This window comes from Reyranella sp., from assembly GCF_050185545.1.
Lineage (GTDB): Bacteria > Pseudomonadota > Alphaproteobacteria > Reyranellales > Reyranellaceae > Reyranella.
Genome location: NZ_JBFWZI010000040.1, coordinates 32,957 through 47,821, shown reverse-complemented (window position 1 = coordinate 47,821; position 14,865 = coordinate 32,957). Strand labels below are relative to the sequence as shown.

At 66.4% G+C, this 14,865-nt stretch carries 13 protein-coding genes and 1 pseudogene; 2 read left to right on the top strand and 12 right to left on the bottom strand.

The features are described 5' to 3' along the window. Window positions 1-136 precede the first annotated feature (136 nt). The 6 genes and pseudogenes from AB7O82_RS13860 to AB7O82_RS13835 all read right to left on the bottom strand — a co-directional run bounded on the left by AB7O82_RS13860 (window position 137) and on the right by AB7O82_RS13835 (window position 5,132). Window positions 137-307, bottom strand: coding sequence for a hypothetical protein (locus AB7O82_RS13860; protein ID WP_428553860.1), 171 nt, complete (start codon window positions 305-307; stop codon window positions 137-139). A 56-nt stretch (window positions 308-363) separates the two neighbouring features. Then, window positions 364-727, bottom strand: a pseudogene (locus tag AB7O82_RS13855) (ABC transporter substrate-binding protein); the annotation flags it as partial. A gap of 27 nt (window positions 728-754) precedes the next feature. Beyond that, window positions 755-1,855: an ABC transporter ATP-binding protein gene (locus tag AB7O82_RS13850; RefSeq protein ID WP_428619598.1), complete on the bottom strand. Its 1,101-nt coding sequence runs from the start codon at window positions 1,853-1,855 to the stop codon at window positions 755-757. A 7-nt stretch (window positions 1,856-1,862) separates the two neighbouring features. Further along, a complete protein-coding gene (locus tag AB7O82_RS13845; protein ID WP_428553868.1) occupies window positions 1,863-2,777 on the bottom strand; it encodes a carbohydrate ABC transporter permease in 915 nt (304 codons plus the stop codon). Continuing rightward, window positions 2,777-3,706 (bottom strand): carbohydrate ABC transporter permease, encoded by a 930-nt coding sequence (locus AB7O82_RS13840; RefSeq protein WP_428553870.1) that lies wholly within the window; start codon window positions 3,704-3,706, stop codon window positions 2,777-2,779. Before AB7O82_RS13840 ends, AB7O82_RS13845 begins: the two co-directional genes overlap by 1 nt. An 85-nt stretch (window positions 3,707-3,791) precedes the next feature. Next, window positions 3,792-5,132: an ABC transporter substrate-binding protein gene (locus AB7O82_RS13835; RefSeq protein ID WP_428619596.1), complete on the bottom strand. Its 1,341-nt coding sequence runs from the start codon at window positions 5,130-5,132 to the stop codon at window positions 3,792-3,794. 229 nt (window positions 5,133-5,361) lie between these two features. Between AB7O82_RS13835 and AB7O82_RS13830 the strand changes: the two genes are divergently transcribed. Together AB7O82_RS13830 and AB7O82_RS13825 are read left to right on the top strand one after the other, a co-directional pair. Next, on the top strand, window positions 5,362-6,540 hold the full coding sequence (locus tag AB7O82_RS13830; protein ID WP_428553876.1) for an aminotransferase: 1,179 nt from the start codon (window positions 5,362-5,364) through the stop codon (window positions 6,538-6,540). A 219-nt stretch (window positions 6,541-6,759) separates the two neighbouring features. Then, window positions 6,760-7,632: an alpha/beta fold hydrolase gene (locus AB7O82_RS13825; protein ID WP_428553879.1), complete on the top strand. Its 873-nt coding sequence runs from the start codon at window positions 6,760-6,762 to the stop codon at window positions 7,630-7,632. A 211-nt stretch (window positions 7,633-7,843) separates the two neighbouring features. Here AB7O82_RS13825 and thiD read toward each other — a convergent pair whose 3' ends face one another. The 6 genes from thiD to ybgF are packed head-to-tail and all read right to left on the bottom strand — an operon-like array spanning window position 7,844 to window position 14,771. Then, entirely contained in the window at window positions 7,844-8,638 is a 795-nt protein-coding gene (gene thiD, locus AB7O82_RS13820) for a bifunctional hydroxymethylpyrimidine kinase/phosphomethylpyrimidine kinase (RefSeq protein WP_428541941.1), read from the bottom strand. Window positions 8,639-8,676: 38 nt separating this feature from the next. Then, on the bottom strand, window positions 8,677-10,023 hold the full coding sequence (gene glmM / locus AB7O82_RS13815; protein WP_428541938.1) for a phosphoglucosamine mutase: 1,347 nt from the start codon (window positions 10,021-10,023) through the stop codon (window positions 8,677-8,679). Between the two features lie 10 nt (window positions 10,024-10,033). After that, window positions 10,034-10,807 carry a dihydropteroate synthase gene (gene folP, locus AB7O82_RS13810; protein WP_428541935.1) on the bottom strand — a complete coding sequence of 258 codons (774 nt, stop codon included), beginning with the start codon at window positions 10,805-10,807 and terminating at the stop codon, window positions 10,034-10,036. 41 nt (window positions 10,808-10,848) lie between these two features. Then, on the bottom strand, window positions 10,849-12,792 hold the full coding sequence (gene ftsH, locus AB7O82_RS13805) for an ATP-dependent zinc metalloprotease FtsH (protein WP_428541932.1): 1,944 nt from the start codon (window positions 12,790-12,792) through the stop codon (window positions 10,849-10,851). A 24-nt stretch (window positions 12,793-12,816) separates the two neighbouring features. Then, a complete protein-coding gene (gene tilS / locus AB7O82_RS13800; RefSeq protein ID WP_428619593.1) occupies window positions 12,817-14,049 on the bottom strand; it encodes a tRNA lysidine(34) synthetase TilS in 1,233 nt (410 codons plus the stop codon). Continuing rightward, window positions 14,046-14,771 (bottom strand): tol-pal system protein YbgF, encoded by a 726-nt coding sequence (gene ybgF / locus AB7O82_RS13795; protein WP_428541926.1) that lies wholly within the window; start codon window positions 14,769-14,771, stop codon window positions 14,046-14,048. Before ybgF ends, tilS begins: the two co-directional genes overlap by 4 nt. Window positions 14,772-14,865 lie beyond the last annotated feature (94 nt).

Below are 14,865 nucleotides of genomic sequence, written 5' to 3'. Positions count from 1 at the left end.
GTTTTTGCATGCCTCGCGGCTGGAGCCAGACACTCGCGAGCATGCGGCTCGCTCTCTCCCGGCCCGGGGGCGTCTCGCCCGCACATGAAACTTGCGCGGGCGCGACGCCCGCGGTCCGGAAAAAGATGAACGAAGGCTAGGTGCTTTCAGCATGCAGGACGTCGCCGAACAGCTCCCAGGTCTCGCCCTTGACGCGCTGAAGCTGGACCGCCTGCATGGGGTAGAAGTCGGTCGCGCTGGCGTTGACCAGGATGCCCGGCAGCAGCAGCGGCACCCGGAGCTTCTGGTGGTTGGCTGTCTGTTTCATCACGTTCGCCCGTGTGAGGGCATTGCCGCAGTTCTTCAGCGTCTCGTGCATCAGGAGTCGCGACCGTAATCGTCGTTCTGCATCAGCACGGCGATCTTGGGATCCTTGACATTGGCGAGGATGTGCTTGGCGTAGATCACCGCCTCGGTGTGGTAGTCGGGCTGGAAGCCCATGGTCCACGGGAGCTCCTTGGGCTTGCCCACTTCGACGCGCCCGCCACGACGTAGAGCATCGGCACTTTCCGCTGGTTCATGTACTTGTGGATTGCCGAATTGGTCGGCGTGCCGAGCGTCTGGAACAGCGCCAGCACCTTCTCCTGCTCGACGAGGGCACCACCTCGACCGTCTCGGCGGGCGAGTAGCCGTCGTGCAGGGAGATGAACTTCACCTTGCGGCCGTTGATGCCGCCCGCGCCCCCGATTACGGGGGAGGAATAGAATATCCGTCGTTACAGCACCTTGCCGGTGCCGTCATCGATCAGGTGCATGTTGCTGAGGTCGGCGCGAAGCTTCATCGGCTTGCCGTCGGCGGCGCCGGCGTTGGGATTGACGCGACCGCAGACCTCGGCGCCGGCCACAGTGAAGTAGACCAGGGTCTCCATGCCCATCGGCTCGACGACGTCGATCGCCATGTCGAAATCGTGCTGGTTGGGCTCTACATGCGGGCGCGTCTCGGTGATGTGCTCCGGACGCAGGCCGAGCACGAGGTTCGACTTGCCGGCATGGCTCGAATAGCGCGTCGTCCGCTCCGACGGCACCGGGAAGGAGAGCGTGTCGCTCAGCCGTACCCGCAACGCGCCAGCGGCCTGTTCGAGATGGCACGGCAGGAAGTTCATCGCCGGCGAACCGATGAAGCCCGCCACGAACTTGGTGGCCGGCGAATGGTAGAGATCGTTGGGGGCGCCGACCTGCTCGATCAGCCCGGCATTCATCACCACCACGCGGTCGGCGAGTGTCATCGCCTCGACCTGGTCGTGGGTCACGTAGACCGTCGTGGTGCGGACCTTCTGGTGCACCTTCTTGATCTCGGTGCGCATCTGCACGCGCAGCTTGGCGTCGAGGTTGGAGAGCGGCTCGTCGAACAGGAACACCTTGGGGTCGCGAACGATGGCGCGGCCCATGGCGACGCGCTGGCGCTGGCCGCCCGACAGCTGCTTGGGTTTGCGGTCGAGCAGCTCGGTGATGTCGAGGATCTGCGCCGCCTGCTTGACCCGCCGGTCGATCTCGTCCTTGGGCGTGCGCTTGAGCTTCAACCCGAACGACATGTTCTCGTACACGTTCATGTGCGGGTAGAGCGCGTAGTTCTGGAACACCATGGCGATGTCGCGGTCCTTGGGCGGGACGTCGTTCACGACGTCGCCGCCGATCGCGATGTCGCCGTCCGAGATCTCCTCTAGGCCGGCAATCATGCGCAGGGTGGTGCTCTTGCCGCACCCCGAGGGCCCGACCAGGACGATGAACTCCTTGTCGGTGATGTCGAGGTCGATGCCGCGAACCGCCAGCACCTCGTCATATCTCTTGACGACCTTGCGCAACGTTACCTGAGCCATTGTCCGATCACCCCTTGGTCGCGCCGGCAGTCAGGCCCGCGATGTAGTAGTCCATCAGGAAGGCGTAGATAATGAGCGGCGGCGCCGCGCCGAGCAACGCCCCGGTCATGATCTGACCCCAGTTGAACACGTCGCCCTTGATCAGGGTGGTGACGATGCCGACCGGCAGCACCAGCTCGGTGGTCGAGGTGGTGAAGGCCAAGGGATAGAGAAACTGGGCCCACGACACGGTGAAGGTGAAGATCGTGGCGGCGATGATGCCGGGCAGCGCCACCGGGATGAAAATCTTGGTGAGCGTCTGCATCCAGGTGGCACCGTCGATCAGGGCCGCCTCGTCGAGCTCCTTGGGAATCGAGGCGAAGTATCCGATCATGATCCAGGTCGCAAACGGCACGGTCAGGGTCGGATAGAGGATGATCATCGTCCACCAATGATTCATCAGCTGGATGCCGAAGGTCTCGTTGACCCAGGCGAACATCTTGAAGAGCGGGATGAACAGCAGGGTTTCCGGGATCAGGTAGGTCAGGAACACGCCGGTCGCCAGCGTTGCCGAACCCCAGAACCGCATGCGCGCCAAGGCGAAGGCGGCGACGACGCTGATCGCCATGGTCAGCGCCACGACGAGGACCGAGACGATCGCCGAGTTGCGGAAGAAGGTCAGATACTGGTTCTGCGTCAGCAGCTCGATGTAGTTCGACAGGGTGGGACTGTAGACCCACCAGGGATTGCTCTCCGCCGAGATCTCCGCGCTCGTCTTGAGCGAGGTGATGAACATGTAGACCGGCGGCGTCAGGAAGAAGATGGCGAACAGGATCAGGAAGAAATAGGACCAGCGCAAAGCCCAACGGCGATCCCGGCTCATGCTGCCGTAGCGAGGCCGCGAGGCCGCGCGGGAAGCGGTAGCGACTGCAGCGTCGGCCATCAGACTTCACTCCCCCGCTTGGAGATATCGCGCAGGATGAACGTCGCGGCGACCGCGAGGATCGGCACCATGAACAGCGACACGGCGGAGCCCAATGGTATGTCGCCGCTTTCTATGCCGACCCGGAACGCCCAGGTGGCGAAGACGTGGGTGGTGTTCAGCGGATCGCCCTTGGTCAGCACCCGCACGATGTCGAAGTTGGCGAAGGTGACGATCAGCGAGAACAGCGCCGTGATGGCGATGATGTTGCGCATCATCGGCAGGGTCACGTACCAGATGCGCTGCCACCAGGTGGCACCGTCGATCGAAGCGGCTTCGTAGAGCTGCTCCGGAACCGACTTCAGGGCCGCCAGATACATGATCATGAAGAACGGTGCGCCGATCCAGACGTTGACCAGGATGACGGAGAAGCGCGCCCACCCGGTCTCGCCGAGCCACGGAACGCGGTCGATGCCGAAATGGGCGAGGATCCAGTTGAAGGCGCTGTAGGAGGGATCGAACAGCCATAGCCAAGCGAGCGTGCTCATCGCCGGCGGGATGACCCACGGCACCAGCAGCATGCCGCGCCACTTGCGCTGGCCCTTGCTCGGGATGTTGTGCACGAAATGGGCGACCACGAAGCCGATGATCGCCTTGAAGATCACCGCGGTGATGGCGAACAGGCACGACTGGTAGACCACCATCCAGAAGGTCTCGCGCCCGAACAGGAAATCGAAATTCCCGAGCCCGACGAAGCGCGTCATGCCCTTGTTCAGCATCGCCAAGTAGATCGCGTATCCTGCCGGATAGGCGACCAGGCTCAAGATCAGGACAATCAACGGCAACGCCATCAGGAAGGCGATGGTCGATTTGCGCTGCATCAGCTTGTGCAGTCCGCTGCGACTGTCGCCCGTGACTGCAGCCGGGCCGCGCGCCGCTATGTCTGCCATGGCCAACTCCGACGTTTGCTGTTCGCTACACTGCGCATACGCGGAGGGCGCCGCCCGCAGGCGACGCCCCCTATTGACGATGGGCCTAGTTACGCATGAACCCTTCGATCTCCCTCGACGCCCAGTCGAGCGTCTTCTCCATCGCCTCGCCCTTGTAATGGCGGACGATCATCTGAGGCATGATGCCCTGGGTGTAGATCTGCTCGGCGATCTTGTGCGGCGCGGGCGCCGCGGCGATCGACAGCTTCTGATGGTTGTACGGATTGGGATAGTGGAACAGGGTGCCCTTCGGCGGCACCTCCTCGGCCCAGGTATTGAAGTCGGTAAATTTCTCCCACGCCGGCAGGTCGTACCCGCCGCTCGCCGCCACCAGCTTCTCGGCCGAGGAGCGCTGGCTCAAGAACACCAGCAGGCTCTTGGCAGCCGAGGCGTTCTTGCTGAAGGTCCAGACGTTCCAGAAGAACGGGATGAAGGGCGCGAACCGACCGGCCGGACCGGAGGGGAAGCCATGGGTCCAGCATTGCTCCGCGACCTTCGGCGCGTCGCGCTTGGCGACCGCCCATGCGCTCGGCGGGTTCATGATCATGGCGCCCCGGCCCGACACCAGCCACTTGTTGTTCGAGGCGTCGTCCCACGACGGAGCGTCCTCGGGCAGGAATGCCGTGAGCCGCTTGCAGTAGTCGAGAGCCTTGCGGACGTTGTCCGACTTCACCGTGATGTCGCCCTTGGCGTTGACCAGCTCGGCACCGAAGCTGTGGAAGAACGCGCCGGCCGAATCGACGGAATCGGACGTCGTTCCCAGCCCGATTCCGAAAGCGTGATTCGCCTTCTGGCAGGCCTCGGCGGCCTTGAGGAAAGCGTCGAGAGTCCAGGCATCCGCCTTGGGCGGCGCCCCTACCGGATACATGGCCTGCACGTCGATGCCGGCGTACTGCTTCATCAGGTCGATGCGCGAGCACGGTCCCTTGATCTGGCTGCCGATCGTGCACGGCACGCCGAGCCACTTGCCGTTGACCTTACCGAGATACTCGACGGTGCCATTGACGGCGCCGTTCTGCTTGATCAGGGGCTCGACGATGTCGTTCATCGCGACAAGCTGGTCGGGGTACCGCGCGGGCAGCCAGTGCGCCATGGACAGCATGTCATGGCCGGACTTCGCTTGTGCCTCCGCTGCGATCGTCAACAGGAGCTTGTTGCCCTGCGAGGTGATGTAGTCGATCGTGACCTCGACCTTCTCCTTGTCCGCCCATTCACGAATCAGCGCCTCACTGGTCTTGTTCGCTCCGGGCACCCAGTGGTCCCACAGTCCGAGCGACAGCTTGCCAGCTGCGTAGGCACCCCGCACGAAGGGGGCAGCGACGAACGCCGTCGAAGCGGCGGTCGTGCCGGCGACAAACCTACGCCGACTGACTTTACGCGATACCATTCGTTTCCTCCTGATTACACCTTAGTGACTCTCGATGGAGTCTTGGTTGCGATGCTAGGCATAACACCCGGGGCAGGCAATTGAATTTCAGCCCGCCGGCCTGGTTGCTCACAAATTGACAGGATGAAGGGGGGACCGGATGCTCCGCTCCGCGCAACAGGAGGCTCGATCGTGCAGGGAATTTGTGTGAAATCGGCTCGCCCCATCACCATCGGTCTCGCTTTCTGACATGAACCTTTCCCCGACCGCCAATCCCTGGCTCGCCGCCGTCGACCCATCGCCGATAGGCGAAACCAAGCGCTGGGTGCTCGGCAGAACCTTTCCACCCGACCGGCCGCTGGTCGATCTCAGCCAGGCCGTGCCGGGCTACCCGCCGGCGATCGAGCTGCGCCGCCACCTGGGCGAACGCCTGCTCGATCCGACGGCACATGGCTACACGCCGATCCTCGGCCTGCCCGTGTTGCGCGAGGCGTATGCCGGGCATCTCTCCAGCTTCTACGGAGCGCCCGTCACGCCGGGCGAGGTCGGCATCACCTCGGGCTGCAACCAGGCGTTCTGCCTGGCACTGATGAGCCTCGCCAAGGCGGGCGACCAGGTGATCCTGCCGCGCCCGCACTATTTCAATCATGACATGTGGATGCGCATGCAGGGCGTCGAGCCGGTGTCGCTCGACTTCCGGCCCGGCTCGGGCGCCGTGCCGAGCGCCGAGGATGCCGAGCGGCTGATCGGCCCCAAAACCCGCGCCATCGTGTTGATCTCGCCCAACAACCCGACCGGCGCGGTCTACCCCGCCGAGACCATCCACGCCTTCTTCGCCCTGGCGCAGCGCCGCGGCATCGCCCTTATCCTCGACGAAACCTACAAGGATTTCCTGCCGGAAGGCGCGCGGCCGCATTCCCTGTTCGCCGATCCGGCGTGGCGCGGCACGCTGGTCCATCTCTACAGCTTCTCGAAAGTGTTCGCGCTCACCGGCTATCGGGTCGGCGGCGTCACCGCCGGCGCTCCGCTGATCGCTGAGATCGAAAAGGCGATGGATTGCGTCTCGATCTGCCCGCCCAGGCTCGGCCAGGAAGCGGCACTCTATGGTCTAGAGCATCTGCTGCCGTGGGCGCGCCGCAACACCGAGGGCCTCAAGGCGCGCGCCGATCTCCTGGGCAATGGTCTGCAGCGCTCCAACCGCTGGCGGCTGGTCAGCATCGGTGCGTACTTCGCCTATGTCGAGCATCCGTTCGCTGGCCAGCGCTCGACCAACGTCTCCAAGCGGCTGGCCGACGAGGAGAACCTCCTGACCATCCCCGGCGACATGTTCGGCGCCGGCCAGGAGCGCTTCATCCGCCTCGCCTTCGCCAACGTCGCCGACGACAAGATCCCGATCGTGCTGGAACGGCTGGAACGGTTCGGGGCGTAGCCAATCTTCTCCTCCCCAACTTCGTTGGTGAGGTGTCCGCGTCTTCGCGGACGGAGGGGTCATGGTCTTCCATGGACCGCGGGCGTCCCGCCCGCTCATGACTCAAGAGCATGAGCGGGCGGGACGCCCGCGGTCCATGGAAGACCATGACCCCTCCGTCGCCGCAGACGGCGACACCATCCCACTTCGTGGGGAGGAATACCTAAGAGGAGTCCCACAATGCCCCACGCAACTACACCCGACGGCGTGAAGCTCTTTTACGAGGAAGTCGGCGACGGAACGCCGATCCTGTTCGTCCACGAATATTGCGGCGACTGGCGGAGCTGGGAGCCGCAGATGCGGTTCTTCGCGCGGCGGCATCGCTGCATCACCTATTCGTTCCGCGGCTATCCAGGGTCCGACGTGCCGGAGGCCGGTGCGATGTACGGCCAGCGCCACGCCGTCGACGATGCCAGGCACGTGCTCGACCATCTCGGGATCGCCAAGGCACACATCGTCGGCCTCTCGCAGGGTGCGTTCGCCACAGTGCATTTCGGCCGCCTGTACGCCGACCGTGCGCTGTCGCTGACGCTGGCCGGCGTCGGCTCGGGCGCGGGCCGCGAAGGCCACGAGCAGTTCAAGAAGGATGCTCGGACCACGGCGCAGCGCATTCGCGACAAAGGCATGGCGAGCTACGCCGAAGGCCTCAAGACCAACCCGACCCGCTCGCGCTTCAAGCAGAAGGACCCGCGCGGGTTCGACGAGTTCGTCAGGCACCTCAGCGAGCATCCCGACATCGGCGCCGCCAACACCATGGAGAACTACCAGGGCAAGCGGCCGTCGCTCTACGATTTCGAGGAGGAGTGGAAGAAGCTCGACGTACCGACGCTGATCATCTGCGGCGACGAGGACGAGCCCTGCCTGCAGCCCAGCCTCTACCTCAAGCACGTGCTGCCCAACGCCGGGCTCGCGATGTTCGCCAAGACCGGCCACACGGTGAACATCGAGGAACCCGACGCCTTCAATCGCGAGCTCTGGAACTTCATCGCGCTCGTGGAAGCCGGCAAATGGACACCCGCACAACCACTCGACAAGGACGCGCCGCTGATTTGATCGTTGTCCTCCCCAAACTTCGCTTGGGGAGGTGTCGCCGTCTTCGGCGACGGAGGGGTCATGGCCTCATGTGGACCGCGGGCGTCCCGCCCGCTCGCAATCATGAGCGGGCGGGACGCCCGCGGTCCGGAAGAATCATGACCCCTCCGCCCCGTACGACGGGGCACCTCCCCCGATGACGGTCGATGACTGGGGAGGAAGAACTTCCGCCTCAGCCCCTGACCGTCACCGCGTGGTTGAGCGGGCCATGGCCGCGACCGTAGCCGGGCGCCGTTTCGATCGCCCTGCGCACATAGGCACGCGCCCGGGCCACCGCCTCGACCAGGGACATGTTCTGGGCGAGGCCGGCGGCGATCGCCGAGGCGAGCGTGCAGCCTGTGCCGTGCGTGCTGCGGCTCTGGATGCGGGCATCCTCGAAGCGCTCCATCCGTCCTTCGTAGAACAGCAGGTCGACCACGCGGTCGCCCTCGAGATGGCCGCCCTTCATCAGCACCGCGCTGGCGCCGAGCCGCGCCAGCCGCTCGGCGGCGCGGCGCATGTCGGCCTCGGCGCGCACCGGCAGGCCCGTCAGCACCTCGGCTTCCGGCAGGTTGGGCGTCACCAGGGTGGCCATCGGCAGCAGCGTGTCGCGCAGCGCCGCCTCGGCCTCGCCGAGCAGCAGGCGATGGCCGCCCTTCGCGACCATCACCGGATCGACCACCAGGGGCGCGCCACGCGCCCGCACGCGCAGCGAAGCCGCCACCGCCGCGATGACCTCGGCGCTGTGCAGCATGCCGGTCTTGATCGCGTCGGCGCCGAGGTCGGTCAGCACCACCTCGATCTGCTGGGTGATGAAGGCGGGCTCGACCGGCACGACGCCGTGCACGCCGAGCGTGTTCTGTGCAGTAAGCGCAGTGATCGCCGTCATCGCGAAGGCGCTCATCGCGGTGACCGACTTGATGTCCGCCTGGATGCCCGCGCCGCCACCCGAATCGGAGCCGGCAATGATCAGCACACGACCCTTCACGATCGGCCTCTCACGATCGGCCTGTCACAGCCAGCTCGTCACGCGGCGGGCTGCGGGATCGCCTCGACGATCTGGTCGACCACGGTGCGCACCAGATCGGAGTCGTCGCCCTCCGCCATCACCCGGATCAGCGGCTCGGTGCCCGACTTGCGCACCAGGATGCGGCCGGCCTTGCCGAGCCGCGCTTCCCCCGCCGCGATCGCCTTGGCGACCGATGCCGCTGCCAGCGCCGAGGTAGCGTCGCCGACCCGCACGTTCTTCAGGAGCTGCGGCACCGGCTCGAAGGCGTGGAACGCCTCGCTCGCGCGCTGCCCCTTGCGGCGCATCGCCGCCAGCGCATGCAGCGCCGCCATCAGCCCATCGCCGGTGGTGGCATGGTCGGTCATGATGATGTGACCGGACTGCTCGCCGCCGAGATTGAAGCCGTCGGCGCGCATGCGCTCGAGCACGTAGCGGTCGCCCACCTGGGTGCGCACCAGCCTCAGCTGCCGTGCCCCGAGATAGCGCTCCAGCCCGAGATTGGACATCACCGTTGCGACGACTCCCTCTCCCGTAAGCCGGCCGGATGTGCGCCAGCCATCGGCGATGGTCGCCATCAGTTGGTCGCCGTCGATCAGGCGCCCCTGCTCGCACACCAGCACGACGCGGTCCGCGTCGCCGTCGAGGGCGATGCCGATATCGGCATTGTGCGTGATCACGTGCTCCTGCAACAGCGCCGGATGGGTCGAACCGCATCCGGCGTTGATATTGAAGCCGTCGGGCGCCACGGCGAGCGAAACGACCTCGGCGCCGAGCTCCCACAGCACGGTCGGCGCGACTTTGTAGGCGGCACCATTGGCGCAATCCACGACGATCTTGAGGCCGGTGAGATCGAGGGCGCGGCCGACAGACGCCTTCACCGCCTCGATATAGCGGCCTTCGGCGTCATCAAGCCGCTTGGCGCGACCGACCGCGGCCGGCGCGGCGAGGATGATGGCCGACGACGTCACCAGCTTCTCGATGCCGGCCTCGACGGCATCGGAAAGCTTGAAGCCGTCCGGACCGAACAGCTTGATGCCGTTGTCCTCGTAGGGATTGTGGGATGCCGAAACCATGACGCCGATGTCGGCGCGCATGGCCCGGGTCAGGAAGCCGACGGCCGGCGTCGGCAGCGGACCGAGCAGCAGCACGTCGATGCCGACCGAGAGGAAGCCCGCGGTCAAGGCCTGCTCGATCATGTAGCCCGAGAGCCGCGTGTCCTTGCCGATCACCGCGCGATGGCGATGGCCGCCGCGGTTGAACACCTGCCCGGCGGCCATGCCGATGCGCATCGCCGTCTCGGCGGTCATTGGTTCGCTGTTGGCCCGGCCGCGCACGCCGTCGGTGCCGAAGAGGGAGCGGGACATATCCCGCTATCTACCTTATCGCTGCCGAAACCGCGAGAGCCTGGCGGGTGCCGGCGACGTCGTGGACGCGGACGATCGCGGCGCCGCGGCGCGCCGCCTCTACGGCCAGCCACACCGACGCCGGGTCGCGCAGGCGCGGCTCGGTGATTCCGGTGAGGCGACCGATGAAGCTCTTGCGCGAGGCGCCGATCAGCACGGGATAGCCGGCATCCGCCAGCCGCCCGGCTCCGGCAATGAGGGCCATGTTCTCCTGCACGCTCTTGCCGAAGCCGAGCCCCGGATCGAGCGCGATGCGCTCACGCGCAATCCCCGCCGCCTCGCAGGACGCGGCGCGCTCGAGGAGAAAGCGGCGAACGTCCTCGACGACGTCGTCGTAGGGCGGAACGGCGTACTTCTCCTCGGCACGGCCGGCGCGGTGCATCAGCACGACCGGCACGCCGCGTTGGGCCACCAGCTTCATCAGGTCGGGATCGTCGCGCAGGCCCGACACGTCGTTGACGATGCGGGCGCCTGCATCGAGGCAGGCCCGCGCCACCTCGGCGCGGCGCGTGTCGATCGACACCAGGACGTCGCGCCTTGCCAGCCCCTCGACCACCGCAAGTACCCGCCCCAGCTCCTGGTCCGCATCGACGGCCGTCGAGCCGGGACGCGTCGACTCGCCGCCGACATCGACGATGTCGGCGCCGTCGGAAACGAAACGCAGGCCATCTTCGAGGGCCTGCGTCGGATCGAGGCGTTCGCCGCCGTCGGAGAAGGAATCTGGCGTCACATTGACGATCGCCATGATCCTCGGGCGATCGAGGGCGACGCCGGCGAAGCTTGCCGTCAAACGCCCGGCTGCGGCTCGGGATTGGCGCCGCCCGGCGCCGGGCCGATGTTGGTCGGCGGCACCGAGGCGCGGCGGCGGCGGTCGTGGTGGCCGGCGCCGCCGGTGTCGTCGCGGACGATCTTCTCGCCGCGCAGGATCTGGTTGATCTCGTCGTTGCTGAGCGATTCGTACTCGAGCAGCGCCTTGGCGATCAGGTGCAGGTCCTCGAGGTGGTCGGTCAGGATCTGGCGGGCCCTGCTCTCCGCCTCCTCGATCAGGCGGCGGACTTCCTGGTCGATGATCTGCGCGGTCGCCTCCGAAACGTTCTGCGTCTGGGTCACGGCGTGACCCAGGAACACTTCCTGCTCGTTGGCCTGATAGCGCACGCGGCCGAGCTTCTCGGACATGCCGTAGGCGGTGATCATGCCGCGCGCCGTCTGGGTCGCAACCTGGATGTCGTTGGCCGCGCCGGTCGTGACGTTCTCCGGTCCGAAGATGATCTCCTCGGCCACACGGCCGCCGAACATGATGGCGAGGCGCGATTCGAGGTACTGCTTGCTGTGGCTGAGATGATCGCGCTCCGGCAGCTGCATGGTGACGCCGAGCGCCCGGCCGCGCGGAATGATCGTGACCTTGTGCAGCGGATCGCTCTTGGGCACGTGCATGGAGACCAGGGCGTGACCTGCCTCGTGATAGGCGGTCAGCCGCTTCTCCTCGTCGGTCATCGCCATCGAGCGCCGCTCGGTACCCATCAGCACCTTGTCCTTGGCGTACTCGAAGTCGGCCATGGTGACCAGGCGCTTGCCGACGCGGGCCGCGCGCAGCGCCGCCTCGTTCACCAGGTTGGCGAGATCGGCGCCGGAGAAGCCCGGCGTGCCGCGTGCCAGCACGCGCGGCTCGACATCCGGCGCCAGCGGCACCTTGCGCATGTGCACCTTCAGGATCTTCTCGCGCCCGCCGACGTCAGGATTGGGCACGATGACCTGGCGGTCGAAACGGCCGGGACGCAGCAGCGCCGGGTCGAGCACGTCGGGCCGGTTGGTGGCGGCAATCAGGATCACGCCTTCGTTCGATTCGAAGCCGTCCATCTCGACCAGCAGCTGGTTCAGTGTCTGCTCGCGCTCGTCGTTGCCGCCGCCCAGGCCGGCGCCGCGATGGCGGCCGACCGCGTCGATCTCGTCGATGAACACGATGCAGGGCGCATTCTTCTTTGCCTGCTCGAACATGTCGCGCACGCGGCTCGCACCGACGCCGACGAACATCTCGACAAAGTCGGAGCCCGAGATGGTGAAGAACGGCACGTTCGCTTCACCTGCGATGGCACGCGCCAGCAAGGTCTTGCCAGTGCCTGGCGGGCCGACCAGCAGACAGCCCTTGGGAATCTTGCCGCCCAGGCGCTGGAACTTCTGCGGATCCTTCAGGAAGTCGACGATTTCCTCGAGCTCGGCCTTGGCCTCGTCGATGCCTGCGACATCCTCGAAGGTGACCCGGCCATGCTTCTCGGTGAGCAGTCGCGCGCGCGACTTGCCGAAGCCCATGGCGCGGCCGGTGCCGCTCTGCATCTGGCGCAGGAAGAAGATGTAGACGCCGACCAGCACGAGGACGGGCAGCCAGCTGACGAAGATGCTGCCGAGATTGACGCCCTCCTCGGCCGGACCGGCATCGACGCGATCGACGTTCTTGATCAGCATCGGCATCAGCTGCTCGTCGACCGGCGTGCTCGGCACGTAGGTGGCAAACTTCTGCACGCCGTTGCGCGGCTCGCGGAACGTGCCGGTGATGGTGTTGCCCTGGATGCGGACGTCCTGGACCTGGCGCTGCTCGACGGCGCGCACGAAGTCGGAATAGGAAACCGTGTTGCCGGCGGACCGCGTCGTGCCGCCCTGGAACACGCTGTAGAGCAGCGCGAGCAGCAGTACGATGACGATCCACAAAGCGGCGTTACGATTGAACGGGTTCACGGGCACATCCGTCGTCGGGTGATGTCATTCTAAATGGTCGTTTGCGGTCGCGCCGCAAGCAAAAAATGCTGCCGGAACTAGGGGCTGCGCCGCGGTCCCGCCACTTTCCGGCTGCACCAGCCAGCGCAGGCGGCGGCTTGCCGGCGCCTGGCGCAGCATGAGGCGGCACTGCGACAGGGTGAAATCCTGCCGCCTGCCGGACTTTCCGCGGGCCGCCGGATGGGCCAGCCGTTCGACCGCCCGCTCCAGCGGATCGCGCCGCGGCGGATGATCGCGCCCGCCGACCCGCTGGACCAGCCGACTCAGCAACCGGGCCTGCAGCACCCCGTCCAGCCGCGCGAAACCGGCCTGGTCGATCGCCGGCCGCCCGGCCTCGTCGAACTCGACAGCCTCGACGGCGGCCTGAGCGAGGCGACGCTCGCGGAATGACCTTTCCGCCCCAGCCTCGCGGCTCCGGAGCATCTCACTTTCCTCCCCCGCAATCGGGGGAGGTGCCCCGTCATACGCGGCGGAGGGGGAAGGCCTCAGTCGAGGCGCTTCAGATTTCCACGTGGGAATTGGAGCAATCTCGACGGCAGCCTTCCCCCTCCGGCCCTCCGGGCCACTTCCCCCGATGACTGGGGAGGCACACATGATCCGCAGCCTCGCCCGCTCGAAGCGCGGATCGGTGTTGGACGGATCGTCGATCCATTGCATACCGCGTGCGACGAGAGTCGCCGTGAGCCGGGCGCGCGATACTGGAAGCAGCGGCCGCAGCAGGCGCAGCTCGGGGAATTCGACCAGGGCCGCCATGCCCGCCAGACCGTCGGCGCCACTCTCGCGGGCGGCGCGCATGGCCACCGTCTCGGTCTGGTCATCAGCATGATGGGCGACGAGCAGGTGCAGGATGCCGCGCCGCCGGCACTCCGTGCGCAGCAGGCGATAGCGCGCCGAGCGCGCAGCCTGCTGAAGGCCGGTGCTTGGCTTGGCGCCGGACCATTCGAGGACGATGCCTTCGATGCCCTGCCCTGCCAGGCGCTGCAGGGTCGTGGCAGCCTCGGCCGCCGACTCGGGCCGCAAGCCGTGATCGACGATCAGGGCAACGACCCTTCCACCGCGGGCATGCGCCCAATCCTGGGCCAGCAGCACCAGAGTCAGGGAATCGCGCCCGCCGGAGACGGCGACGGCCAGCTCGGGAAAGGATTCGAACGGCGCGAACGGCGCCATCAGGCAGGCAAAGCCGCCGGCATCGAGGGGCGAGGCACAGGTGTCGCTCACCCGCAGGCGTTCTTCTGGCGCTCCTGCTGGACCCGGCGCTTCTGCAGGTCGGTGGCGCGCGGATAATCCTGGGTGAACTTGGCAAACACGGCGCAGGCATCCGGCTTGCGGCCCAGCGTCGCCAGGGTGATGCCGAGCTTCAGCAGATTGTCAGGACCCTTGGGGCTGTTCTTGTAGACCTTGTAACCTTCGGCGAAGGCCGTCATTGCGCTCTGGTAGTCGCGCCGTGCGTAATAGCTCTCGCCCAGCCAGTACTGCGCATTGCCGGCCAGCGCGTGCTTGGGATTGCCCTGCAGGAACGCCTTGAAGCCCCTCTCCGCCCCGGCATAGTCGCCGTCCTGCAGTTTCTTGAAGGCATCGTGGTAGAGCTGCTCGCCGCCGCCTCCGGCGCTGGGAGTGGCGGCGGCCGTCGGACTGGGCGCCGGCGTGGAAGGCGTGCCAGACCGCGGCGGCGTGCCGCCCGGACGTCCCTTCTCCAGCTGCTCGATGCGGAACTCGTAGTCGGTCCGCAACTTCTCCATCTGCTGTTGCAGCTGCTGATTGCGGTACTGGAGCTGCTCGATCTGGCCGGTCAGCATGGTGATGGACTGCTGAAGCTGGTTCAGCCGATCCTCGATGTAGACGGGATCGGCGCGCTGGGCCGCCACCGCCGTCGGCACGGCGAGCGCGAGGACAATCACGAGACGGGCGAGCAGCGGCTTCATGGCAAACAAGGCTTTCATGGCAAGGCGGCCATTTTCAGGCACGGGCCTCCAGCGGATCAAGGATGGAGCACGAGTATTCCTCCCCCGTAATCGGGGGGAGGTGCCCCGTTCA